Genomic DNA, 24,250 nt, shown 5'->3' on the forward strand with positions numbered 1-24,250 from the left:
TATATTATAACTTATTTTTCAGTATAAAAGTACTTTTTACTGTATATTTATCGATTAAAAGGATAAGCTACGACCTAGGTTTATCTAGAATTTTACGAAATTTTAACACAGATATTTTTTTGAATTTCAATAATATACAAGCAATATCTGTGCCAAAAATTTGATTAGGGACGTTTTTTTACAAAAAGCAAAATAAATAGTAATGATATTATAATATAATAAGGCAGTTCCCCAAATCTAGCATAAGGGGTTAAGCCGACGGTTGGTGACAAGGTATAATTTAAAACCTTGGTTTGAAATTGTGGTAACTGCTCAATGATATACCCATGATGATCAATGATTGCCGTAATCCCCGTATTCGTACTACGAATCATAGGTCGTCCAAACTCTAATGCTCTAGCCTGAGCCATTTGTAAATGTTGTTTCGGGCCAATACTATCACCAAACCAAGCATCATTTGAAACCGTTAATAAAAAGTCAGTATCAGGTGCAAAATTTTTCCACATCAAGTTAGATAAAATCACCTCATAACAGATCGCAGTAGTAAATTTAAATCCCTTCATCGTCAGCCGTGGTTGTTTTTCTGCTCCTGCTTGCATTGAAGACATAGGGATATCAAGCAGATCGGCAATAGGATCTAGCAAAAATGCAAATGGCGTAAATTCACCAAAAGGTACTAAGTGATGCTTTTGATATCGATTGGCATTAGGGTATTGATACGGGGTCTTTTCACCTAACACCATTAAGGTATTATAGATATCTGGATTAATTTGGTAACCATTATCAGCAATATGATAATCAATAATACCGACCGCAATTTCACTACCATTAGCTCTCGCTTCATTATCTAAATAATGTAAAAAAGGTTGTTGATTTATCTCGTAATCAGTAATACTGGCTTCAGACCAGATAATAATATTATCTTTACCCCAATTCTTTTCAGTTAAGGAAGCATAGGTATTTAAAGTCTTATTTAACTGCTCGTTAGTCCAACGCAATGATTGCAAAATATTGCCTTGAATCAAGGTAAAATTAGCGGAGCGGGAGTGATCAATAGTAGTCCAATTAATTAAATTGAATGAAATTGGTGCAACGATGATCGCAAACAGTGCAATAATTGCACCAAATATGTGCTTTTTAAACGACAAATGTGTGAGTCTGTACAAACAATAAACAGACAATCCACAGCACATTGTCAACAGTAAGGTTACCCCGTTAATTCCGACAATCGGGAAATAACCGCGTAACGGACTATCAAGTTGACTATAGCCTAATTCCAACCAAGCAAAACCAGTTAAAATATAGCCTCGGAGAAATTCAGTTATTTGCCATAAAATCGGCGCAAGCAAAACCAGTTGTTTCAGCGAAAATTTAGTTGCAAAGCGATCACCGGCTCTTAATAACCAAGCAAATAACATTGGATATAACGCTAAATAAACAACTAACAGCCCCAAAATGATAATAGCAACTGGAGTTGGCACTTCACCATATTGTTTAATGCTGATATAAACCCAGTGAACCCCTGCTGAAAAGTAACCAACGCCCCAGCTCAAGCCAAGCAGCATGGCTCGTTTTTTAGGTTTATCAGCAATTAACCACAAAAGCCCGGCAAACGAGACCAAAGCAAGCGGCCAAATATGGAAGGGGGCGTAACTAAATACGGCAACTGCACCCAAAAATAAACTTAAGCCAATTTGTTTAAGCATTTTCCAGCTGCTCTAAATGAGGTACAGTTGCATCTTCAGGGATAGTGACATGCAGTTGAATAATTCGTCTCCGATCAACAATCGTTACCTTAAATTGATAACCATCAATGGTAATCATCTCACCTCGAATAGGTAAACGTCCAAAATGTTGCATAACCAAACCGCCAATAGTATCCATCTCATCATCACTAAATGAGGTACCAAAGATCTCATTAAAATCTTCAACAGGTGTAAGAGCGCGAACAGAATAGATAGACGGTGATAAACGACGGATATCGCGATCTTCAACCTCATCGTATTCATCCTCGATATCGCCAACGATAAGTTCTAATATATCCTCGATAGTCACTAAACCCGAAACACCACCAAATTCATCAATGGCCATCGCCATATGATAACGCTGCATACGAAACTCTTTTAACATATGGTCAACGCGTTTACTTTCAGGTACAACAATGGTTGGTCTAAGGATCTTCTTTAAATCAAAATTGTTAACACCTTGTCGAATATAAATCAGTAAATCTTTAGCTAAAAGCACTCCCTCAATGTGGTCTCTATCTTCACTGATAACAGGATAACGAGAATGGCCGTGTTCAGAAATAATATCTAAACATTCATCAAGGGTAAAATTATCTTTGATTGTTACGATTTGAGAGCGGGGAATCATGATATCGCGAACGCGCTGATCGGCTATATCCATTACACCTTCGATCATATCAAGCGTATCTGGATCAATAAGTTCATTCTCTTCAGCTTCGCGAATCACTTCAATCAATTCATCTTTATCTTTCGGTTCTGAATTGAATAATTGACTTAACCATAATGTAAACCTTTTTTTGGGTCTCCGGTGATTATCATCGCTCATTTGCTCTCTTCCTTTCTGTTGGTAATATACAAATTGTATTTTAAAATTATTGTTATTATTTTAATATCTATCAGACTATTAAAAAACGTTTATCTAATCAATTAATAAATAAGGATTATCAAATCCTAATTGTGCCATTATATCAATTTCGATATTTTCCATTTCTTCGGCTTCTTCGTCAAGAATATGATCATATCCCAACAAATGCAAACAGCCATGGACGATCATATGTGCCCAATGTGACGTTAACGATTTGTGTTGCTCGCTAGCTTCGGTTTCAACCACTTGCTTACAAATCACCAAATCACCAAGTAATGGAACTTCAATCTCAATTGGCGATTCAAATGGAAAAGACAACACATTGGTGGGCTTATCTTTATTACGATAAGTATGATTAAGATGTTGGCTCTCTTCTTTATCGACAATTCGAATAGTGATCTCAGCATTATCCACAAACTGCGGTAAAATCACCTCTAACCACTGCATAATTTGTTGCTCACTTGGCAGGTTATCTTGCTGTTCGGTGGCAATTTGTAAATCTAAAATAACAGTACTCATTTTAATACCTAACCTACTCTCGATGATAAGGATGATTAGCGGTTAAACTCCAAGCACGGTAAAGGCTCTCAGATACAATTACGCGCACTAATGGGTGTGGTAGCGTCAAAGGGGACAATGACCAACTCTGCTCAGCAGCAGCTTTACAAGCAGGAGACAACCCCTCAGGCCCTCCAATCAACAAACTTACATCACGCCCGTCCGCTTTCCAACGCTCTAACTGCTTAGCTAAATCAGACGTTGTATAAGGCTTACCAGGAATATCCAACGTTACAATGCGATTGCCCTTACCACAGGCGGTTAGCATCTGCTCGCCTTCTTTATCTAAAATTCGCACTATATCGGCATTCTTAGTCCGTTTACCTGCGGGGATTTCAATGAGTTCTAAAGGCAGCTCTTTGGGAAAACGCGATTGGTAATCGTTAAAAGCCATAGTTACCCAACTTGGCATTTTATTGCCAACAGCAATAAGCTGTATTTTCACCTGATTAACTCCAAAGCTTCTCAAGTTCGTATAGTTGTCGGCTCTCTTCTTGCATAATATGAACTATCACTGAATCCATATCAACCACAACCCAATCAGCATCATTTTGCCCTTCACTACCTAACACCAAGTGTCCCTGCTTTTTAGCTTCATCAAGTAAATGTCCGGCGATTGATGAAACGTGACGGTTGGAGGTTCCGGTACAAATGATCATATAATCGGTAATAGTTGACTTACCTCTTACATCAAGGGTAACAATATCCTGGCCTTTTAGATCATCAATTTTATCAATAATAAAATCTTGTAATGATTGTTGCAAAATAAACTCTCTATTATTTAAATTAAAGTACTAGTATAGCATATTTTTAAAAATCGCTTGGAGAATAGTACATCTTACCAATAACATATCCTATATCAAAAAAGCAAAAATTGTGAAAAATCTTTTTTCAAATCTAAAAAATTAAGTAAATTTTTTTGACCGTATCAAAATTCAAGCTATCTACTCTAAATAAACCCCTAAAAATAGGTATCAATTAAAACCTGTCATTATTATCATTAAAACTGCTATTGAAAAAATAACCTTAAGCGAATTTTTACAAAAATTAACAATTTAAATTTCTAAATCAGTTGCGTGGTTTTTTCAAGTCATTATAATTCCATCATCTTCAATTCGGCTATAAAGCAATCTGATTGAAGGGAATAAATTCAAATAAAACAAAATATTAATTGACAGGAATGTCGAAATGCATTATAATTTTCAACAGCCAACAGCCAACAGCCAATCTGCTCAACCCATGATCTAACTTCATCAAATTTTTATCATCAAAGTTCTGTTTTTTACGATAATTTATTTTTTCATCAAATTTCAGATTTTCGGCTCAAATGGTTCCTAGGATCTTTTTTAACTCAACGGATCTTTTTAGTCATATTGCTTATTTTATTAATTTTAACTTCAAATTATAGTCAGGCATTAACCGCCAAAACATCCAATTTTATTCAAGGTAATCCCCCGTTTCTAACCTTCGATGGTGGCCGCACTCGTGTTGTAAATACTGAAGGTCTGCTTTGGATAAGCTTATCTGATGGAACTAAATTTACGCCCATAACAAATAATTCGTCAACTACACCAATAGAGTTACCAAATTTTGGTGAGAGTTTTGCTGATGTTGCTATGTTAGTTCCACTCAACGCCAATTCGATCACCTTAAATTCCCTTATCGGTTCACCTAATAATTATTGGGGCGATGATGATGGCGATGGTCAAGGAAGGGATGGAATTTCAGTCAGTGGTAATTTGAGTTTATCCATCGTGGATAAAAATAATCTAACTGTAGCCCGTAGTGATGCGCTGACAAACTGTAACGCACCTTATAAACTCACATTGACAACTACCAATGGAACATTAAATACCCTATATGGCGTTCCTAAGAGTAGTAACTTTAGTGGAAGTAATGTGATTTACTATATTAATCCTAAGGACACGCCAAAGGTGTGTTTTGTAAAACCTAATACAAAATTCGGTTCAACTACGGAAGTTGCAGGCGTCGATTTCCGCGGTTCAGCCTCAATGTGGAATGAAAAAGAGGGTTTTATCCCGCAATCTTTTGTTCCTTCTCGGTATTACTTAAATTTTCCGACTACGGCTGCTAACAATTTATATTTTGATTTAAAGATCGCAGGTAGTGGTCCATTGAATTGGAGAACGGTCGAGCTTAATGGTATTAAAGCTACGATGGAACCAGATTCGACAGGTACCCTAGTAAGAGTTAAATTAACCGGTCCTGTTGCCAATGAACCTCAATGGAAATCAGATTCACCAACACCCCTAACTAGGCCAAGATTACCGCAAATATTTGAGTTAGTTGGTAGAGATAGCCATGATAATGTGGTAGTTAAGTATGGATTTGAGCTAAAACAATGGTTCATTAATCGAGGTACAGTAAAAGCTAAAGCTGACAACCAGTCATCTTGGTGTAGGAATATTGGTTATCGTCTACCAGAGGTTAAGGATTTAACTAATGCATCTTGTACAGGTGTTGGTTCAGGTTCCCATTGTAAAGATTCTGTTGGCGTTACTCCATCATCACCTAACAATAATTATCAACGTATGATCAACGGCGGTTTTTTTTCAGAATGGGGCTATATGTTCTATTATAACAATGCAAATTTTGACTATGGCGATCATGCTTACTGGACTGGTGATCCTGCAACTAGCAATAAACAGTTCGTTGTTTCCTCTAGTAGTGGTTTTGTGAACAGTTTTGGACTGGACTATAATCACGGTGGTCTATGTGTATCAGCTTTGCGCTCAGAGCTTAATCCCTAGGATAGAGAATTTTCCAGAGCGGGGTTTTTTTAGAAACCCCACAATCGCTTAAAACCCTATTATCATCCAAAACTTACAACTCAATCACCTGATCAAATAATGGATTATCAGTTAATCTATGAGTTACCATCAATAAGGTTTTATTCTGGCAGGTCTGTTTTATAAGTTGAATAATCTGTTGTTCCGTTTGTTGATCAAGACTTTCGGTTGGTTCATCCATTAGGACTAATGGTGAGTTATGCAATAATGCTCTGGCAATACCGATACGTCGAATTTCACCACCCGATAGAGAACGCCCACCTTGTCCTAATGGCAAATCCAATCCATGCTCAGTTGATAGCAATTTTGATAGTTCAACTTGCTGTAAAACATCGATTAATTGTTGGTCTGAAGCCTTTGGATCACCGATTAACAAATTTTTCCTCAACGTATCACTAAAAATAGTAATCACTTGCGGTACCACGGCAATTACTTTACGCAAAGTTGGCTCGTCTAGTTGATTAATCGGTGTATCGTTAATAAAAATATTACCTGAAGTAGGATCCCACGTACGAGTGACTAAATTAAGTAATGTGGATTTACCACAGCCGGTTTTGCCGATTAAGCCAATATGTTTGCCTGCTTCAATGGTTAATGAAAAGTGATTTAAGACCGCAAACGGTTGATTTGGGTAGCTAAAACTAATGTCATTAAATTGTAGTTTGGCTGTGGTTAAATCTATCACTTTACCTTGCTCGGTAAATTTGATATCGGGCGTTTGATTAAATAAAGCAGTAGTACGTTTTGCTGATGCTAATACTTGGCCTAAAAAGATAAATGCGGTGGGAATAGGAGCCAAAATTTCACTACTAGCCAAGCAGACAAATACAAATAGGGCAACTAAAGGCGATAATGTGTAGTGGGTGATAAGCCAAAGCACCAATAAAGTTAAAAATCCGGCTATCAATACCACAAGTGCGCTAGAGAGAGCCACTAAAGTGGATTGTTTTTGTTGATGATAAAGCCAGTCTGATTCAAGTTGGTTCAATTTTACTCGATAACGATCTTGTGCATTAAATAGAGTCAGTTCAGCTTGGCCTTGAAGATAGTTAATTAATAACGCTCGATATTCACTCTGCTGTTTAGCTAAAGTTTCACCTAACTGTTTTCCGGCATGATAGAAGATCACAGGAATGGCAAGTAACGTAATAGTTAATACAATGCTGATGATTAAGGCGATAGGTAGGTTAATATAACTCAATCCGACAAATAGCATCACAATAATGATTAGTGCCGTCACAATCGGTGAAAACAGTTTTAAATAGAGATGATCAAGCGCATCAATATCCACAATAAAACGGTTAAGCAGATCGGCTTTTTGATATTGAGCTAATTGGTTGGCGCTCAATGGTAGAATCTTGCTAAATGCTAGCGTTCTTAAATACGCCAATATTTTAAATGTAGTATTGTGATCGACCAAACGTTCAGCATAACGCGATGCCGTTCGCACAATGGCGGCGGCGCGCACGCCGGCAGCGGGTAACATATAATTAAATGTATATAACCCCGCAACACCAGCCACTGCGGTGGACGCTAAAAACCAACCTGATAAAGAAAGTAAAAAGACACTGGCAAATAACGTCAGAATAGCTAAGCTCAGTCCAATAACAATTTGCCAAAAATAGTGCTTATAAAGTGCAATATAGGGGCGTAATAGCGTTAGCATAAACTTTCCTTAATGGCGTAAAGTTTTCCATTCGACAGTCTCCAAACTTGGTCAAAATCCTGCATATCATCATGTTGATGAGTGATAGTGATACTATTGGTCGCAATATGATAGGGCGCTAACTTTTGGACTGTCTGCTTATCTAAACTGGCGGTTGGTTCATCAAGAATTAGTAATTGACAAGGTTTTAGCATTGCTCTGGCGAGGGCGATACGTTGGGCTTGTCCGACGGATAGCCTTACCGCATCTTCACCTACTTGCGTATCAACGCCATCTGGTAATTGTGCAATAACATCGGCCAATTGTGCTTTGCCGATGACTTCGTTAAGTTCATTGTCGGTTGCCATTGGTTTACCGAGAAGAATATTTTCTCTAATCGAGCCATTAATTAAATAAGGATTTTGCCCAATCCAACTGATCTGTTGTTGCCAACTAGTCAAATCAAGTTGATTAAATTCAATATTATTAATTTTTAGTGAACCTTTATAAGGTAAAAATCCCAGTAATACCTGCATGAGCGAGCTTTTACCTTCACCACTAGTACCAATTAACCCTAATTTAAATGGTGCCTGTAGTGAAAAACTAAGCGGCCCCACTATTGGCATGCCTTCGTTAGATAACACGATAAGATCTTCTGCTTCAATGGTATTTAAGACACTTATTTCAGAAGGACTACTTGATAATGATTGATTAATTGGTTTTTTTTGTTGACCATTATCCAGTGGCAACTTTTTATTTAAAAATGTTTCGATATTGTCTGCCGCGGCAATGGCTTCAGCTTTGGCATGATAATAGACACCAAGATCACGCAGTGGTTGAAAATATTCTGGCGCTAAAATTAAGGCAAAGAATCCTGCAAATAGGGTAACGGTACCGTTGTAAGCGCCAAAATCAAACTCCCCTAAATAAGAAAACCCAAAATAGACCGCCACAATGGCAATCGAAATCGAGGTAAAAAATTCCAAAACTGCTGATGATAAAAACGCCATCTTTAATACTTGCATGGTTTTTACCCGAAAATCTTCAGAGGCATGGGCAATCTGTTCGGTTTGTTGTTCACCCTGATTAAATAAACGAATGGTACTAAGTCCCTTTAGGCGATCTAAAAAGTGTCCACTTAAATAAGCTAGTGCTTTAAAGTGACGACGATTAATATCCGCAGCTCCCATTCCAACTAAAATCATAAAAATAGGTATTAGTGGTGCAGTGCCCAGCAAAATAACAGCCGCCGCCCAATTAAACGGAAAGATGGCAATACAGATTAATAGCGGCACCATACTAGCTAAGCGCATTTGCGGTAAGTAACGAGCAAAAAAATCATGTAAATTATCGACTTGCTCAATGACTAATGTACTCCAAGCGCCGGTTGTGCTTTGATTTAAATACCCAGGACCAAACAATTCAAACTGATCGATAATTTTTTGCCGAATTTGTTGACGGATTTTTTGCCCGAGGGCAAAGTTAATCTTCTCACGAAGATAAATAAGCAAGCCCCGAGCGAATAAAATGGCGATTAAAGATAAAAAATAGGGAAGAACCGTCAAAAAAGCGGTCTGATCGATGATTAACTTTTGTAGAATAATTGCCAATAATGCCGCTTGAGCAATCATTAATAAACACAGCAAAAAGCCAGATAGAACTGAAGCGCGCAAATCTGACTTATGCTTTTTGGTGTGTTGTTTTAACCAACTGAGTAAATAAGTTTGACGATTTTTATCTAATGACATTTAATTTAGTTACTTTTATTTTAAGTTATCTAAATAATGTTCGGCATCTAAGGCTGCCATACATCCCGTTCCAGCTGAAGTGATTGCTTGTCGATAAATATGATCCATAACATCACCCGCAGCAAAAATTCCCTCTACACTGGTTTGTGTTGCATTACCTTGAGTACCGGATTTTACTTTAATATAACCGTTATCAAGTTCAAGTTGACCGGCAAAAATAGCGGTATTGGGTTTATGACCAATGGCAATAAATACTCCCATTACTGAAAGTTCTTCAGTAAGATTAGCATCTTGACTGCTTCGCAATCTAACCCCGGTTACCCCCATATTATCACCAAGGATCTCATCGATGACTTGATGAGTATGTAAGATGACTTTACCTTCTTGCACTTTTTCTGCCAAGCGATCCATTAAGATTTTTTCTGCTCTAAAGCTATCGCGACGATGGATTAAATGGACTTGACTAGCAATGTTAGCTAAATAAAGAGTTTCTTCGACAGCAGTATTACCGCCACCAACAACGGCCACTTTTTGATTACGATAAAAGAAGCCGTCACAAGTTGCACAGGCTGATACACCTTTGCTTCTAAATGCTTCTTCAGAAGGTAACCCCAGATATTGTGCAGATGCACCAGTGGCAATGATTAACGCATCACAACTATATTCGGTATCGCCCCCAAAAAGTTTGAATGGTTTTTGGCTAAAATCAACACTGTCAATGTGATCGATAATGATTTCGGTATTAAATCGTTCGGCATGTTGTTGCATTTTTACCATAAGATCAGGACCAGTTAATTCAGGATCTGCCCCTGGCCAGTTTTCGATTTCGGTAGTCGTGGTGAGCTGGCCACCTTGCTGAGTGCCAGTGATCAATACCGGAGATAAATTTGCTCGTGCAGCATAAACTGCTGCGGTATAGCCAGCAGGTCCTGACCCTAAAATTAATAGACGGGCATGTTTGGTTTTCATTTTTTATCCTTCTTATTTTCTGGCTGAATCAATTATAAATAACGCAATTTATAGTTGATAAGTCTAACATTATCAATCATATTCGTGTAAAAAAATTGTTTATTGTAGCAATAGGTGAAGATAATTACGTTAAGTAATGCGCTATACTATTGTATTTTCGATAGTTCATTGACCTTATATAACTTAATTTATTTTTTTACAATTTTGTTTTTAGCGTGACTTTAAAAGTTCAACAAGAGTTTTTAAGCGCTATCGGTATTTACTCACTTGAGGATGCTAGGCTATCTGGTCTAAGTAACACGATTAACTTTTTACCCAAAATTGAAATACAATTATTTATAATCAATTAGTTACCAGAAATGTTATATTCAATAAAGCGATACATTGATGATGTGTAACTCGAAAAGTTTCTTATTAAGAATTGAGTTTATTTAGAAAGGATTTAGATATTTGCTCAAGTGTCAAATCATACATCAAAATAAGTTACATTAATTATTCAACCTTCATGCCGCCAAAAGGCGACAGAAGGCAGATAACTGCAATTAAGATAAGTAAGTCGTTACATCTTGCAGTGACCAACGAATATGTGGTGGCTGCTCATCAATACGATAACCAAACGCTAAACATAGCCCAACCCCAAAAACTTCACTACTAAATGATGGAATATGTTTTTCTAAAATGCTCAGCACTTTAGGATATTGGAACCCACCAAGTGCGCAAGAATCAATACCATGATAGGCTGCGGTGGTCATCATATTTGCTGCGGGGATATAACCTTGCATCTCTGACCAGTGGTTGGTACTTAATCCTTCACCTAAACCATGGGTAATATAGTTAAGAAAATCTTGGCTAGCGATATCAATAGCCGTTTCATCGTTTTGATCTGGCACTGTTCTTGCTACCGCTTGACGCAAATAAGGACTTTGTAAAGTGAAGTTATTTGCTTTGCGATAAAGTAAGATCACAAAATGCGAACAACTCGTGACTTGTTCTTGGTCATAGCAAGCTGCACGTAACTCTGCTTTGATATCTGCATTATCGACAACTACAAAATGCCAAGGTTCCAGACCAAATGATGAGGGCGATAAACGACCAGCCTCTAAAATCGTCTCAAAATCGGCATGATTAATTTTTTTCGATTCATCAAACCTTTTACAAGCGTGTCTAAACTCGAAAGCTAAAGATAGTTTGTCCATAAAGTCTCCTAAGATTTTGAATTCCATGGTGCCACTTTGAATAATAGCATCATTCCGGGGATGGCTAACATCGTACATAAACCAAAAAAGGTTGTCCATCCTAAATATTCAACCATAATCCCTGTTGTCGAATTGATGATAGTTCGCGGAATGGATGCGATACTAGTAAATAAAGCAAATTGGGTTGCAGTATATAGTGGATTTGTGGTTTTGGCGATAAATGCAACAAATGCCGCCGAACCAAGACCAACGCCTAATGCCTCAAAGCCGATGACCAGAGCTAACATAATTTTTTCATTTGTGCCTATTTCATTAAAAGGTCCTTCAATGGATAACCACGCAAACCCTAAAATAGAGACGACCTGAACAAAACCAAAACACCATAAAGCGCGATTAATTCCTATTTTTATCATTAAGATACCGCCCATTATGCCACCAAATACACTTGGCCATAATGACGCATTTTTGGCGATCCAACCAATATCTAATCGACTGAATCCCATTTTCATATAAAAGGTGGTCGCTAACGATGTTGCCATGCTATCCCCCAATTTATATAAAAATATGAAGGCTAAAATGATTATCGCTGATTTAACCCCTTGCCGAGTAATAAATTCTAAAAATGGGTTAATAATGATATCTTCAAGGCTGCGGGATTTTGGCATTTGTTGATTGATTGGTTCTTTCGCCAAGAGGGTCATGATAATTGCTGGTAGCATAAATAGCGCAGTAATCATAAAAACGCTACTCCATGGCAAAAATTCCGATAAAATTAATGATAATGAACCTGGCACTAATCCAGCGATGCGATAAGTATTAGTATGAATACTGTTTCCCAACCCAAGTTCGGAATCGAGAAGGATTTCTCGGCGAAATGCATCTAAAGCGATATCTTGTGTGGCTGAAAACAGCGCAATAATAAAGCATAATATAGCAATAATCCAAATATTTAGTGTTGGCGAAAAACAACCTAATATGGCAATAATAAATAGCAATAGCATCTGTGACAACAACATCCAGCCTCGACGTCGCCCCATTCTAAATAGCGATATATTATCCATAAACGGTGCCCAGACAAATTTAAAAATGAAAGGGAGTTGTGTTAATGAAAATGCGCCAATTGCTTTGATATCCAGACCTTCACTAGTTAACCATGCCGGTAACAGTTGTATTAATAAATAAAAAGGAAGTCCTGAAGCAAAACCGGTAAAAATACAAATAAGCATTTTGTCAGAAAAGATAGTTTTGAAAAGAGAAACTTGTGCTTTATTCATTATTTAACATTATTGGTGAGTTTTATAGCAAAGTGCTATGATAGCACACTAATAAAAAAAATAATTGCTAAAGCTAGTATAAAGCGTTTTACTATATGTAGATTTTTAGAAACTAATATTTCAAAGCAAGTACTTAATCAACATTCAACATTTATTGTTGTCAGAATATCAAGTAAGCAATGTGTTTCGATCATCGTAAAGCTTAAACAATGCATCAATTAATCGCCTACAAGGGGGGCATAGTATGAAAGGAACAGTCAAAGTTGCTGTTTTTAGCAGTAAACATTACGACAAAGAACATCTCGAAATTGCCAATAAACACTTTGGTTTCGATATTGAATATTACGAGCACAAATTAAGTCACAAAACGGTTGTTACAGCACAAGGGTATGATGCCGTTTGTGTATTTGTTAATGACGAAGTTGATAAAACGGTGCTACAAAAATTAGCTCATTATGGCATTAAAATCTTAGCATTACGTTGTGCTGGTTTTGATAATGTCGATCTGGCAGAAGCCAAAAAATTAGGGATCACCGTGGTGCGTGTGCCTGCCTATTCGCCGGAAGCGGTTGCTGAACATGCTGTTGCTTTAATGATGACATTAAATCGCCGAACTCACAAGGCTTATCAACGTACGCGTGACGCTAATTTTTCTTTAGATGGTCTAACAGGTTTTAACATGCATAGCCGTACTGCCGGGGTGATTGGCACAGGTAAAATCGGTCAAGCAGTGATCCGTATTCTAAAAGGATTTGGCATGAATATTCTTGCTTATGATCCCTATCCAAATGATGTTGTTGTCGAATTAGGTGCCCAGTACGTTCAATTAGACGAACTCTATGCCAAATCAGATGTAATAACTTTACATTGCCCAATGTCACCGGAAAATTATCATTTACTCAATAAAGATTCATTTAACAAAATGAAAAATGGTGTAATGATTATTAATACCAGTCGTGGGGGATTATTAGATGCAACCGCGGCGATTGAAGCATTAAAACAGACCAAAATTGGCGCTTTAGGTATGGATGTTTATGAAAACGAACGAGACCTATTTTTTGAAGATAAATCCAATGATGTCATTTTAGATGATGTATTTCGTCGGCTATCAGCTTGTCATAACGTGATCTTTACTGGTCATCAAGCATTTTTAACCCAAGAGGCATTATTAAATATTTCTGATACAACCTTAAACAACATTGCGCTAATATCCGGCGGAAAAGAGTGCCAAAATATTGTTAAATAACAATAAATAATTTAATATAGCGCCTTTTTTAAATAATTAAAATTGTGGATGATTTATGCAAAATATCGTTATCTGTATCATAATGATTTTCGGGCTTATCGGATGTTCAAGTGGTGGGGCAATGAAATCGCCGATGCAGCAGCACCGAGGTCAGTCGAATGTTAAAGATGGCTTTTTTTTAGAAAAGCAACACGAAAAACCGAAAGCAAATAACAGCAACTTAACCGTCGATAAAGAAAAATTTATTAATATGATGGTTAAGAAACATGGCTTTAATCGTCAACAACTTAAAAATGTTCTTAAGCAAACTAATAAACTTGACTCAGTGATTAAGTTAATGGATCAACAAGCCCCAAAATCAACTTCATTGAACGTACCTAATGGTGCTTGGATCCGCTATAAAAATAAGTTCATCACACAAGGTAACTTAAATGCTGGAGTAGATTTTTGGAAAAAATATGAGAAAGAACTCAATCGAGCTTATAAAGAGTATGGCGTTCCTCCTGAAATCATCGTAGGTATCATAGGTGTTGAAACAAGGTGGGGCAAAGTGATGGGCAAAACTAGGATTATTGATGCCTTATCCACTCTGGCATTTTATTACCCAAGACGATCACAATATTTTACTCAAGAACTCGAAGACTTCTTAGTCATGTGTCGTGATGAAGGTGTTGATCCGTTTGATTTAAATGGATCATTTGCCGGTGCAATGGGGTATGGTCAATTTATGCCATCGGCCTTTAGAAATCATGCGGTCGACTTTAATCATGACGGTCATAAAGACTTATGGGATCCAGTAGATGCCATCGGCAGTATAGCCAACTACTTCAAAGCACACGGTTGGCAACCTGATACTAAAATCGCTGTGGTTGCTGATGGCCAAGCACTTGAGCTCGATACGGGATTTCACACCAAATACCCGGTTGAACATTTAGCCAAAGCCGGATTAAAACCCAAAAGCGCAATAGGTGGTCATAAAGTTGTCAGTTTATTACGACTAGACATAGGAGATAGTTATCAATTTTGGTATGGCTTACCTAATTTCTATGTCATCACCCGTTACAACCATAGTACCCATTATGCGATGGCAGTATGGCAATTAGGTTTAGCGGTTAAGCAAGCAAAGTAAATCACTCCAAAAATTAAATTATCAAATAGGCCGCAAATTGCGGCCTGTTTTATAATTTGTATAAACTTATGCAAACTCTTAAGAAGAGCTGGGCAAGTACCGAATTCAATAACTTTAAACGTTATTGCAATATAAGTTAGTAAAAAAATACTAAATAATGGTTGGATCTTATTCAGTTATCTAATAAATTTAATAAAAACTCAAAAGGTGACAGAATCACCAAAAAGCCTTATTTTATAAAGGCAATAAACTACGTACATAATTTTCAGCCTGTTTTTATTGAAGAGGAAAACCACAATGAAAGATCGTTTAAAATGGATTGATGACTTTGGATTTTTAGGGGAAACCGCAAGTGGTCATTCGTTAGTAATGGATGGTGGCTTAGAACACGGCGGGCGTAATCGAGGCGCTAGACCTATGGAGCTTTTATTACATGGCGCTGCAGGTTGTATGGCTTACGATATAATTGCCATTTTAAAAAATAAAAAGAAAGATGTTCGAGATCTTTGGATAGATATCGATAAAACGCAAGCTACATCCTCACCAAAGGTTTATACTTCCATCAATTTTCACATTGTAATAAGCGGGATTGATGTGGATAAGGAATCTGTTGAAAAAGCGATAGAACTTGCTTCGGAAAAATATTGTAGCGCTTCAATTATGTTAGGTAAGACAGCTACAATGTCCTATACTTATGAAATCCGAGAGTATGCCTAAACTGATTCTTATAACCAATAATTCTAAGTTAATAACCAGCTGATCTTAGTCTAAATTGCTTAAATCCTTTAAGATTTTCCCCATCAAAAGGAATAATTAAATGAGGATGATTATGCAGCAATTAACTAAAAATATGCGATTTCGAGATTTAATTATTTTGGGATTGCTTTTTATTGGTCCTGCCGCACCTGTTGGTTTATTTGGTGTTTTAGATGTTATTAGTGATGGCGCTGTTGCACTGGTTTATATTGTTGCAACGCTAGTGATGGGATTTACTGCCTATTCTTATGCTAGAATGTCAAACGCACTGCCGCATGCTGGCGCTGTGTATGCTTATTGTTCTGCCGGCATTCATCCTAATGCTGGCTTTCTAGTCGGTTGGTTATTACTCCTTGATTATTTGTTTATTCCAGCCGTTGCTTATTTATTTAGTGGTATTTCGTTAAACGCCTTAATTCCCGAAATCCCTGTCTGGTTGTGGACATGTTTAGCGGTAGTTTTAACTACCTTACTTAACTTAATCGGTTTTAAAAAATCAGCTAAAATCACGCTGATTATTTTACTGTTTGAAATTGTAATACTTATTGCGGTGCTTGTTGTTGGTATCTGGATTATTGCCACTAATGGTGTTAAACAAGATTGGTATTATCCCTTTGTCGGTGGTGAGTTATTTAACTGGAGTAACCTTTTTAATGCGGTATCTATCGCGGTACTTTCATATTTAGGCTTTGATGCTATCGCAACTTTTTCAGAAGAACATAGTGGTAAACGAAATTTAGTTGCTAAGGCTATCATTAGTTGTCTAATTCTTGCCGGATGTCTATTTGTTCTACAAGTCTATATTGCTGCTTTACTTAATCCTTATGATACACAATATTTGCATAATCATCCTGAATTACAAGGTAAGGCTTACTATAATATCGTCAATAATGAAATCAATCTATGGTTAGGTTGGGCACTAAGTTTGATGAAAGGCATAGGCGCATCGTTTGCGGCTATGGTTGGTCAAGCTGCTGCAAGTCGTCTATTATTTAGTATGGGGCGAGATAAACGATTGCCTACATTTTTTGCTAAAATTGGCAAGAAAAGTGGTGTGCCTTCTCGAGCAATTTTGTTTTCTGCATTATTTAATCTATTGTTAGTCTTTATCGCCGCTAATCATGACAAAGGACTTCCAATGTTAGTCTCATTTGTTGATGTAGGTGCATTATGTGCATTTATCATGTTGCATCTATCGGTTATAGGTTATTTTAAAGTGAAAAAAAGATCATCGGGGTTTTATGCTTATTTGGGGGATATCTTAGTTCCAATTATTGGTATTACCTTATTATTACCAGTGTTATATCATATTGATAATTATGCCAAAGTTATTGGCGCCATTTGGTTAATGATAGGTATATTAATTATTTGTCTTAACAAAAATAAAAAACCATTAGTTTGGTTAGAACGCAATCAAGAGTGATATAGTTGATTACTGTTATGGTCTACAAAACTTGTCCATTCCTATGAATGGACTATAAAAAAGTTAAGCTTTGATTATTACTATCTGTTTTATATGCAATTTTATTGATGTGCCAATAATTGCTTAGCCGAAAATTAATTTTTGAGGAAAGTTTTTTAACGCCAATAAAGTTGAGAAAAGTGATTTTTAAAGTAAAACAACCATCATTTTTTCTCTAAGCAAAAAATTGTAAGCAAAACCTTGCTGAATCCTTTACAATAGTTAACATTAAACAACAAAAAAACAGTTGCAAGGTTTTTTTTTGGTCTCTATACTCTCACTATCCTTCAAGGTGAAGTTATCGACTAATGATTCAGTCGGTTTATGTTAAAATGTAGATAAAACATAGGTCTAGTTGACAAGGTTGTCGTAATGTATTTTTATTTTATCCCCAAAATCTTTCCAACCTGTAATTTGAGTTTGTCAAAATTTAGCAATCAGAGTATTGTTTTACACCGCAGTTTATTTATCCGCAAAACATTAAGATTATCTGGCAAATTCAACTTATTTTCGTTGTTTTTATTATTATTATCGTTCAGTTTCTTACTTTTAAGTTCTTATCCAAGCCTGGCTTTAACGTCTGAAACAACAAATACTATTCGTGGTAATGCGCCTTATTTAACCTTTGATGGCGGACGAACTCAAGCGACGAACACCGATGAGCTACTTGGTATAACTTTATCTAACGGTGATAAATATAGCCCATCTGAAAATCCATCTAGTGAAACCAATCCTATTGAATTGCCCCTTGCAGATCAAAGTGTTGCTGATATTGGCATGTTCTTGCCAACCGATACTGATTCAATCGAGTTAGGTACACTGATTGCCACTACAAACACCTATTGGGTGGATCCTGATGGCGATGGCAATGTTAACGTAACCGGTAATTTAAATCTATCTATCGTTGATAAAGATGGCAAAACTGTCACGCGCAATGATATTCTTAAAATTTGTAAAGCACCGTATAAATTGATGTTAGAGGCTGATGGCGGTACATTAAGTACCAGTTATGGTGTGCCTAACAGTAGTAGTTTTGACCCCAGTAGCGCCACTTATTACATTAGCCCTAAGGCAATGCCAATACCTTCGGTATGCTTTATTAAACCGAGCTTGAAACATGGAGATGCCCACTATAAAGGTCCAGCTTCCATGTGGGATGAAGATAATGGTTATCTAGTTCAATCAATTGATTCGGCTACCTATGAGAAAAACTTTCCTACTACAGCTTCTAACAATTTATCTTTCGACCTATTGCTAGCAGGTATTGAAGAGCCACTTAATTGGGCGACGGTTAATCTTAGTGGTATAAAAGCTACTATGACTAATTCAACAAATAAAAGTGTTCATGTCACATTAACTGGTCCAGCAGCGAAACCTGAACTATGGGTATCAGATGATCCGGGTACTATATATAAACCGGTATTACCGCAAACTTTCGAGTTAGTGGGCAAAGATGCTAGAGGCAATGTTAAAATTAAGTATGGTTTTCAGTTAAAACAATGGTTTGTCAATCGTGGCCCAAATGGATTTGGTTATGATAATACTCTATCTTGGTGTAATAAAATAGGTTACCGTCTTCCGCAGATTAAGGATTTAACTAACGCCGCTTGTCATGGACTAGAGTCGGGTACTTTTTGTAGAGGTGGTGTAGGTACTACACCAATATCTCCCAATAATGAATACCAACGTATCATTGGTGCCGGTTTCTATTCTGAGTGGGGGTTCATGAAAAATTACTCAGGCGCTAACTTCGACTACCCTTATGGTTACTGGGTTACAGATGCTTATGATTTCGAAACGCAGTTTGTTATCCGGGCCCACAATGGTACAATTGGTAATGATAAGGCTGTTCATACGAACGGCAAGGGAATCTGTGCTGCACGTTAAACGATATTTATTCTGTTTTAATCTTAGAGCAGCTCAGCGAAGAATAAAACATATACCAATATCTTTACATTTTTTATGATAGATAATCAAAAAATAGATGGTATAATAAATTTAACACATAGCGTCAAACGAACTGACGAAATCGGTGATTTCGGAGTTCTCTTTTTTAGGTGAGATCTCTAACGTCGAAAGTGGTGTTAGGGGAAATAGTTGTAATATCTGTTGGTGTCGAATAATTACAACATAAGTCAAAAATCAGTCGGTAGTTTTATCGACTGATTTTTTTTACCTGATTAACCATATAGTTATCATTTTTCTAAATCTTTCAACTGATTAAAAAATTGAGCAACACCTTGTTTAAATCTTTTAACCCTCAGCAAATTTAAGCAATTTCAAACATAAAAATTAAGGTTTCGAACAAATTTGTTGGGTAGCATGCTGACAAGTTTTTATAGGAGAAAATGCAAACACCGGCGCAAAATGCCGATGTTTGTATCACGATAAATAACTCTGCAAAACAAATAATTGACAAAGGTTGGTCTTATATCATTTGCTCGGCTATGCTCCCGATAGTGAAACAATTAAAAAAATGTTCAGTCCGCCTAACTCAGAATTTAAACAATATAGCCCACCGAATAAATTAAATAACAGCGACAACCTACTAATTAGGAAAAGATAAGTTTAATGGCAATCAATAACAGAAAAGTACCAAAATATTTAATCAATTTATTTATCGATAATCGTTGGGCAATCTGCACTCCCACTTTTGCCATCGGCATACTAGCTAACATAATTGATAATACTGCTGGTAAATAGACAAAACCTAAACTATATTCTGGCAATGCCTTAATATCCCATCCAGCAATGATATAACCAATGGTACCACCAAGAGCGACCGGTAAAGTGAAAGCAGCCGACGTTCCGATAGCTTTTCGCATACCTACCCCGCACTTCTTCAAAAAAGGAACCACTAATACACCACCTCCCACACCAACCAATGCAGCAAATACACCAATAAGACCACCAATACTGACATAAACCGCGTTATGCAGCGATACGGCTTGAATATTCTCATTTTTGGTTACTTTTCCAGTTTTCAGGATAAATTTACTGCCGGTGTAGATAAGGAAAACGATAAAAATCCATTTCAGCCAAATACCGGGGATATAAGGCGTCATATACGATCCGCCAATGGTGCCAATAATGCAACCTAGCAACATCTTCTTTAAGATCGACCACTCGATATTATGATTTTTATTCTGAACCCAACTTGATGATAAGCTAGTACCAATAATGGTCGCGAGCGATGAAGCAACTGCGATATGGTTTATCCACTGCCCACCGTGACCAAAGTAATCAAGTACCATAATTAAGGCTGGTACGATCAAAGCACCGCCACCCACACCGAACATACCTGCTAGCAATCCAGCAAATGCGCCTATACTTAAAAAGATTAAAAATTCGACAATCATCAGATATCCTTATACTTTTTTATGTTATTAGCAATAAATTTAATTACCGAAGGGGATTATCATAACCGTTTTTTTATAAATGGGTAATAAGCATAGCGTTTTATATATTGATATAAATATTTTTAACCTTTTTGTATAATGTTTGTTTTTATTTATTAGGACATTAAGTTAAATGCTGACAGAAATATTACGTGGTGCGATGATCTCAGCGAGTTTGATTATTGCTATTGGTGCACAAAATTTGTTTGTGCTTAAGCAAGGGTTATTAAAAAATCATATCTTTTTTGTTGCTGCCATCTGTTTTTTTTGTGATTTTAGTTTAATGACGATAGGGATCTGGGGGGTAGGATCTTTTATCGAACGTAATCCACTAATAACCAATACACTAGCCATTTTGGGCGCATTATTTTTGCTTTGGTATGGATTTAATGCATTTAAAAGTGCCGTGCAAGGTAATAGTAGTATGCAAGTGGATTCGGCGCAACCGCAAAAGAACTCTTTAGCAAAAGTGGTGTTGGCAACACTGGCGGTGACTTTACTTAATCCGCATGTTTATTTAGATACGGTTGTCATTGTTGGTGGAATTGCAGGTACTTTGTCGACTGATCAAAAATGGGCGTTTTTAATCGGTGCGGTTTGTGTTTCATTTATCTGGTTTTTTGGTATTGGCTATGGTGCGAGGCTCCTTACTCCACTATTTAAAAAGAAAAGAATGTGGGTAATATTGGATACAGTTGTTGGGCTAGTAATGTTTTATATTGCTTATCGACTTATCTTTTATGTGATATATGGTCAATAAAAGTGATGCTTAAGGTGCCACATATTTTAATTAACTAGCTCATTGTTGCTTATTCACCCTTAAATGCTCACATAACGTGATATTCATCACAATTATTAGATCTTTTATTTCTACTAATATTCACTTGGTGTTAAGTTATTCAGTAATAGTTTGGATTGTTACTGTTGACTTAGCCATTTATTTATAGCTGAATATTCAGGCAAAACCTAAACACTTTGTTCGCAAAGTGTTTAGGTTTTTTTTTCCTCTAAATTTGCCAAAGACCGTTAAAAACTCTAGCAGAGTGACCATAGCTAAATAACTGTAGTTGAATATATTCAGTTAAATAAATACAGTTAAATAAATACAGTCAAGCAAATAAAGTCAAGTGACTCTAGCTAACTAAATACAACTAAGTCGCTATAACCAAATAATTATAACCAAATAACTATAACTTAGTCGGCGGGTAATGAGTTCAAACTTAATAGGATATGATGTAATCAGATAAGGAGTTCATATGACAAATAAAATAGTAAAGTTGACACTGTTGGTTAGCGCAACACTGGTTGCTGGGCAGGCGCTGGCTATTGAACAAGCAGAGCTAAAAAGTCAGCAATTAAAGAAAATTGTGGTTGATAATCTGGAGTTTAAAGACTTTGATCGCGATGGTAAATTATCTCCTTTTGAAGATTGGCGTTTGTCTCCTGAAGTTCGTGCTCAAGATTTACTAACAAAATTATCTTTAGAAGAAAAAGCCGGATTAATGATGCATGGCAATGCCAGAAGTATCGGCGATGAACTGGGTCATGGTGATAAGTATAATTTTGAAGAAATTAAACAGTTAGTGCTTGATGATAAAGTAAATAGTTTAATAACTCGTCTGGAAGTCAGTCCTAAAGATTTTGCTGAACAGAATAATCAATTACAACAAATTGCTGAGTCCTCCCGTTTAGCGATTCCTTTAACCATAAGTGTTGATCCGCGCAATACCTTCTATTATGGTAATAAAGTGACAAGTAAAGCGGGTTTTAGCCAATGGCCAGGTACTTTAGGTATGGCGGCGATTGGCGATGAATTAGTGATTAATGAGTATGGCAATATCATCCGACAAGAGTACCGTTCATTAGGGATAACCCAAGCTTTGTCACCTATGGCGGATTTGGGAACCGAGCCTCGTTGGTCTCGTTTTGAAGGAACATTTGGTGAAGATCCCTTGCTGAGTAAAAGCATGGTTCGTGGTTATATCGCAGGTGTACAAAATGGAAAACAGGGGTTAAATTCACAAAGTGTGGCGGCAGTGGTTAAACATTGGGTTGGTTATGGCGCTGCCGAAAATGGCTTTGATAGCCATAGTGCTTATGGCAAATATGCCCTTTATACCCAAAAAGATAGTTTGCAACAACATATCATTCCGTTTATTGGCGCATTCGAGGTCAACGTGGCTGCGGTAATGCCAACTTATTCCATCTTAAAAAATGCGGAGTTCAATGGCCACAAAATCGAACCGGTTGGTGGTGGTTTTAATAGCTATTTATTAAAAGATCTTTTACGCGATACCTATAAATTTAATGGGGTGATTATTAGTGATTGGAATATCACCAAAGATTGTAATGAGATTTGTATCAACGGCAATCCGCCAGATGTGCCACTTAAAGCTGAAGGTATGTCATGGGGAGTTGAAGATCTGACTGTAGAGCAACGTTTTATTAAAGCAATTCAAGCGGGTGTCCAACAATTTGGTGGGGTCAGTGATAGTTCGGTTATTGTTTCAGCGGTAAAAAGTAATAAATTGGACGAGAAGACCATCGATAGTGCTGTTTTAGCTATTTTGACGCAAAAATTTAAGTTAGGCCAATTCGAAAATCCTTATGTCGATCCTAATCAGGCGAGTCGTTTTGTCGGTAATCAAGATTTCCAAAAAGTAGCTGACAAAGCGCAATTTGATTCATTGGTTTTATTAGAAAATAGAGATAAAACATTGCCATTGCAAGCTAAAACTAAAGTCTATTTATATGGTTTTGGTGATGATGTTAAAAATAGCCTCAAAGGTAAAGCTAATATTGTTGATAAATTAGAGCAGGCTGATGTAGTGGTGGCTCGGCTAAATGCACCTTATGAACAAAAACACAAAAATTACTTTTTTGGGGCCAAATATCATGAAGGTTCACTAGAATTTACTGCCGATGATAAAGATATCCAATTTATTAATGAAGCCAGTAAAAAACATCCCGTTGTTGTCACTGTCTATTTAGATAGACCGGCAGTTTTAACGCCAATAAAACAAACTGCTAAGGCGGTCATTGCCAATTTTGGGGTAAAAGATGAGGTGTTATTTAACCGATTATTCGATAGCAATCCATATAACGCTAAATTACCGTTTGCACTGCCAGACTCAATGGATAGCGTTTTAAAACAATCTTCTGATTTGCCTAATGATATGCCAGCACTTTATCCATTAGGTTATGGTCTAACACAGTAATTGTTCTAATCAATGCTATTGCCTTAAGGCAATAGCTGTTAGTTGTTATTCTAAACAATAGCGTTTTCCTCTTAACCACCTCCATAATCATCCATCAACCCTACTGACTATTTACTTTTTTTGATAATCGTTTGCACGGTTGGGGGAGACGACCGCAAGTTTTTTGGTTTTAAGATTATGTTGGGGGGCGGTTTTGGCTTTGGCGTACCATTGTTGGGCTTTAAAATAGTT

At 36.8% G+C, this 24,250-nt stretch carries 19 protein-coding genes; 8 read left to right on the forward strand and 11 right to left on the reverse strand.

Annotated elements, in window-relative coordinates:
- Window positions 1-164 precede the first annotated feature (164 nt).
- The 5 genes from lnt to rsfS form a co-directional block, all read right to left on the reverse strand.
- Window positions 165-1,706 (reverse strand): apolipoprotein N-acyltransferase, encoded by a 1,542-nt coding sequence (gene lnt, locus DKK70_RS04625; protein ID WP_110432927.1) that lies wholly within the window; start codon window positions 1,704-1,706, stop codon window positions 165-167.
- Window positions 1,699-2,571, reverse strand: a complete 873-nt coding sequence (gene corC / locus DKK70_RS04630; RefSeq protein WP_110422927.1) for a CNNM family magnesium/cobalt transport protein CorC — start codon at window positions 2,569-2,571, stop codon at window positions 1,699-1,701. The genes lnt and corC overlap by 8 nt, the downstream gene beginning before the upstream one ends.
- Window positions 2,572-2,664: 93 nt before the next feature.
- Window positions 2,665-3,129: an rRNA maturation RNase YbeY gene (ybeY, locus tag DKK70_RS04635; RefSeq protein ID WP_110422928.1), complete on the reverse strand. Its 465-nt coding sequence runs from the start codon at window positions 3,127-3,129 to the stop codon at window positions 2,665-2,667.
- 13 nt (window positions 3,130-3,142) lie between these two features.
- Window positions 3,143-3,613: a 23S rRNA (pseudouridine(1915)-N(3))-methyltransferase RlmH gene (rlmH, locus tag DKK70_RS04640; RefSeq protein WP_110432928.1), complete on the reverse strand. Its 471-nt coding sequence runs from the start codon at window positions 3,611-3,613 to the stop codon at window positions 3,143-3,145.
- 4 nt (window positions 3,614-3,617) lie between these two features.
- The gene (gene rsfS / locus DKK70_RS04645; RefSeq protein WP_375334970.1) at window positions 3,618-3,932 is read right to left on the reverse strand and encodes a ribosome silencing factor; all 315 of its coding nucleotides are present in this window, start codon (window positions 3,930-3,932) and stop codon (window positions 3,618-3,620) included.
- A gap of 609 nt (window positions 3,933-4,541) precedes the next feature.
- On the opposite strand from rsfS, the gene DKK70_RS04650 reads away from it, so the two are divergent.
- The gene (locus tag DKK70_RS04650) at window positions 4,542-5,939 is read left to right on the forward strand and encodes a hypothetical protein (RefSeq protein WP_110432929.1); all 1,398 of its coding nucleotides are present in this window, start codon (window positions 4,542-4,544) and stop codon (window positions 5,937-5,939) included.
- A gap of 73 nt (window positions 5,940-6,012) precedes the next feature.
- On the opposite strand, the gene cydC is transcribed toward DKK70_RS04650, so the two are convergent.
- From cydC to DKK70_RS04675, 5 genes are all read right to left on the reverse strand, one after another.
- On the reverse strand, window positions 6,013-7,644 hold the full coding sequence (gene cydC / locus DKK70_RS04655; RefSeq protein WP_110432930.1) for a heme ABC transporter ATP-binding protein/permease CydC: 1,632 nt from the start codon (window positions 7,642-7,644) through the stop codon (window positions 6,013-6,015).
- On the reverse strand, window positions 7,638-9,371 hold the full coding sequence (gene cydD, locus DKK70_RS04660) for a heme ABC transporter permease/ATP-binding protein CydD (RefSeq protein WP_110432931.1): 1,734 nt from the start codon (window positions 9,369-9,371) through the stop codon (window positions 7,638-7,640). Before cydD ends, cydC begins: the two co-directional genes overlap by 7 nt.
- A 15-nt stretch (window positions 9,372-9,386) precedes the next feature.
- Entirely contained in the window at window positions 9,387-10,340 is a 954-nt protein-coding gene (gene trxB / locus DKK70_RS04665; RefSeq protein ID WP_110432932.1) for a thioredoxin-disulfide reductase, read from the reverse strand.
- A 542-nt stretch (window positions 10,341-10,882) separates the two neighbouring features.
- Window positions 10,883-11,536 carry an NAD(P)H-dependent oxidoreductase gene (locus DKK70_RS04670; RefSeq protein WP_181415911.1) on the reverse strand — a complete coding sequence of 218 codons (654 nt, stop codon included), beginning with the start codon at window positions 11,534-11,536 and terminating at the stop codon, window positions 10,883-10,885.
- A gap of 8 nt (window positions 11,537-11,544) precedes the next feature.
- Window positions 11,545-12,810 carry an AmpG family muropeptide MFS transporter gene (locus tag DKK70_RS04675; RefSeq protein WP_110432934.1) on the reverse strand — a complete coding sequence of 422 codons (1,266 nt, stop codon included), beginning with the start codon at window positions 12,808-12,810 and terminating at the stop codon, window positions 11,545-11,547.
- Window positions 12,811-13,054: 244 nt separating this feature from the next.
- Between DKK70_RS04675 and DKK70_RS04680 the strand changes: the two genes are divergently transcribed.
- The 5 genes from DKK70_RS04680 to DKK70_RS04700 all read left to right on the forward strand — a co-directional run bounded on the left by DKK70_RS04680 (window position 13,055) and on the right by DKK70_RS04700 (window position 19,290).
- Complete coding sequence (locus DKK70_RS04680; protein WP_110432935.1) at window positions 13,055-14,056, forward strand: 2-hydroxyacid dehydrogenase; 1,002 nt, start codon at window positions 13,055-13,057, stop codon at window positions 14,054-14,056.
- Between the two features lie 55 nt (window positions 14,057-14,111).
- Window positions 14,112-15,185: a lytic murein transglycosylase B gene (gene mltB / locus DKK70_RS04685; protein WP_110432936.1), complete on the forward strand. Its 1,074-nt coding sequence runs from the start codon at window positions 14,112-14,114 to the stop codon at window positions 15,183-15,185.
- Between the two features lie 297 nt (window positions 15,186-15,482).
- A complete protein-coding gene (locus DKK70_RS04690) occupies window positions 15,483-15,902 on the forward strand; it encodes an OsmC family protein (protein WP_110432937.1) in 420 nt (139 codons plus the stop codon).
- A 112-nt stretch (window positions 15,903-16,014) separates the two neighbouring features.
- Window positions 16,015-17,364 carry an APC family permease gene (locus DKK70_RS04695; protein WP_181415912.1) on the forward strand — a complete coding sequence of 450 codons (1,350 nt, stop codon included), beginning with the start codon at window positions 16,015-16,017 and terminating at the stop codon, window positions 17,362-17,364.
- Window positions 17,365-17,775: 411 nt separating this feature from the next.
- On the forward strand, window positions 17,776-19,290 hold the full coding sequence (locus tag DKK70_RS04700) for a hypothetical protein (protein WP_110432939.1): 1,515 nt from the start codon (window positions 17,776-17,778) through the stop codon (window positions 19,288-19,290).
- A gap of 665 nt (window positions 19,291-19,955) precedes the next feature.
- Here the strand turns inward: DKK70_RS04700 and DKK70_RS04710 are convergent.
- Window positions 19,956-20,762 (reverse strand): sulfite exporter TauE/SafE family protein, encoded by an 807-nt coding sequence (locus tag DKK70_RS04710; RefSeq protein ID WP_110432941.1) that lies wholly within the window; start codon window positions 20,760-20,762, stop codon window positions 19,956-19,958.
- Between the two features lie 175 nt (window positions 20,763-20,937).
- Between DKK70_RS04710 and DKK70_RS04715 the strand changes: the two genes are divergently transcribed.
- Window positions 20,938-21,561 carry a LysE/ArgO family amino acid transporter gene (locus DKK70_RS04715; protein WP_110432949.1) on the forward strand — a complete coding sequence of 208 codons (624 nt, stop codon included), beginning with the start codon at window positions 20,938-20,940 and terminating at the stop codon, window positions 21,559-21,561.
- Between the two features lie 496 nt (window positions 21,562-22,057).
- Window positions 22,058-24,019 carry a glycoside hydrolase family 3 protein gene (locus DKK70_RS04720; protein ID WP_110432942.1) on the forward strand — a complete coding sequence of 654 codons (1,962 nt, stop codon included), beginning with the start codon at window positions 22,058-22,060 and terminating at the stop codon, window positions 24,017-24,019.
- Window positions 24,020-24,250: the final 231 nt, after the last annotated feature.

It is taken from the genome of Gilliamella apicola (genome assembly GCF_003202655.1).
In the GTDB taxonomy this organism is placed as follows: Bacteria; Pseudomonadota; Gammaproteobacteria; order Enterobacterales; family Orbaceae; genus Gilliamella; species Gilliamella apicola_R.

Coding starts and splice junctions, on each gene's coding strand:
- lnt (WP_110432927.1), bottom strand. CDS start 1,706: ATGCTTAAACAAATTGGCTTAAGTTTATTTTTGGGTGCAGTTGCCGTA.
- corC (WP_110422927.1), bottom strand. CDS start 2,571: ATGAGCGATGATAATCACCGGAGACCCAAAAAAAGGTTTACATTATGG.
- ybeY (WP_110422928.1), bottom strand. CDS start 3,129: ATGAGTACTGTTATTTTAGATTTACAAATTGCCACCGAACAGCAAGAT.
- cydC (WP_110432930.1), bottom strand. CDS start 7,644: ATGCTAACGCTATTACGCCCCTATATTGCACTTTATAAGCACTATTTT.
- cydD (WP_110432931.1), bottom strand. CDS start 9,371: ATGTCATTAGATAAAAATCGTCAAACTTATTTACTCAGTTGGTTAAAA.
- trxB (WP_110432932.1), bottom strand. CDS start 10,340: ATGAAAACCAAACATGCCCGTCTATTAATTTTAGGGTCAGGACCTGCT.
- DKK70_RS04670 (WP_181415911.1), bottom strand. CDS start 11,536: ATGGACAAACTATCTTTAGCTTTCGAGTTTAGACACGCTTGTAAAAGG.
- DKK70_RS04675 (WP_110432934.1), bottom strand. CDS start 12,810: ATGAATAAAGCACAAGTTTCTCTTTTCAAAACTATCTTTTCTGACAAA.
- DKK70_RS04680 (WP_110432935.1), top strand. CDS start 13,055: ATGAAAGGAACAGTCAAAGTTGCTGTTTTTAGCAGTAAACATTACGAC.
- mltB (WP_110432936.1), top strand. CDS start 14,112: ATGCAAAATATCGTTATCTGTATCATAATGATTTTCGGGCTTATCGGA.
- DKK70_RS04690 (WP_110432937.1), top strand. CDS start 15,483: ATGAAAGATCGTTTAAAATGGATTGATGACTTTGGATTTTTAGGGGAA.
- DKK70_RS04695 (WP_181415912.1), top strand. CDS start 16,015: ATGCAGCAATTAACTAAAAATATGCGATTTCGAGATTTAATTATTTTG.
- DKK70_RS04700 (WP_110432939.1), top strand. CDS start 17,776: ATGTATTTTTATTTTATCCCCAAAATCTTTCCAACCTGTAATTTGAGT.
- DKK70_RS04710 (WP_110432941.1), bottom strand. CDS start 20,762: ATGATTGTCGAATTTTTAATCTTTTTAAGTATAGGCGCATTTGCTGGA.
- DKK70_RS04720 (WP_110432942.1), top strand. CDS start 22,058: ATGACAAATAAAATAGTAAAGTTGACACTGTTGGTTAGCGCAACACTG.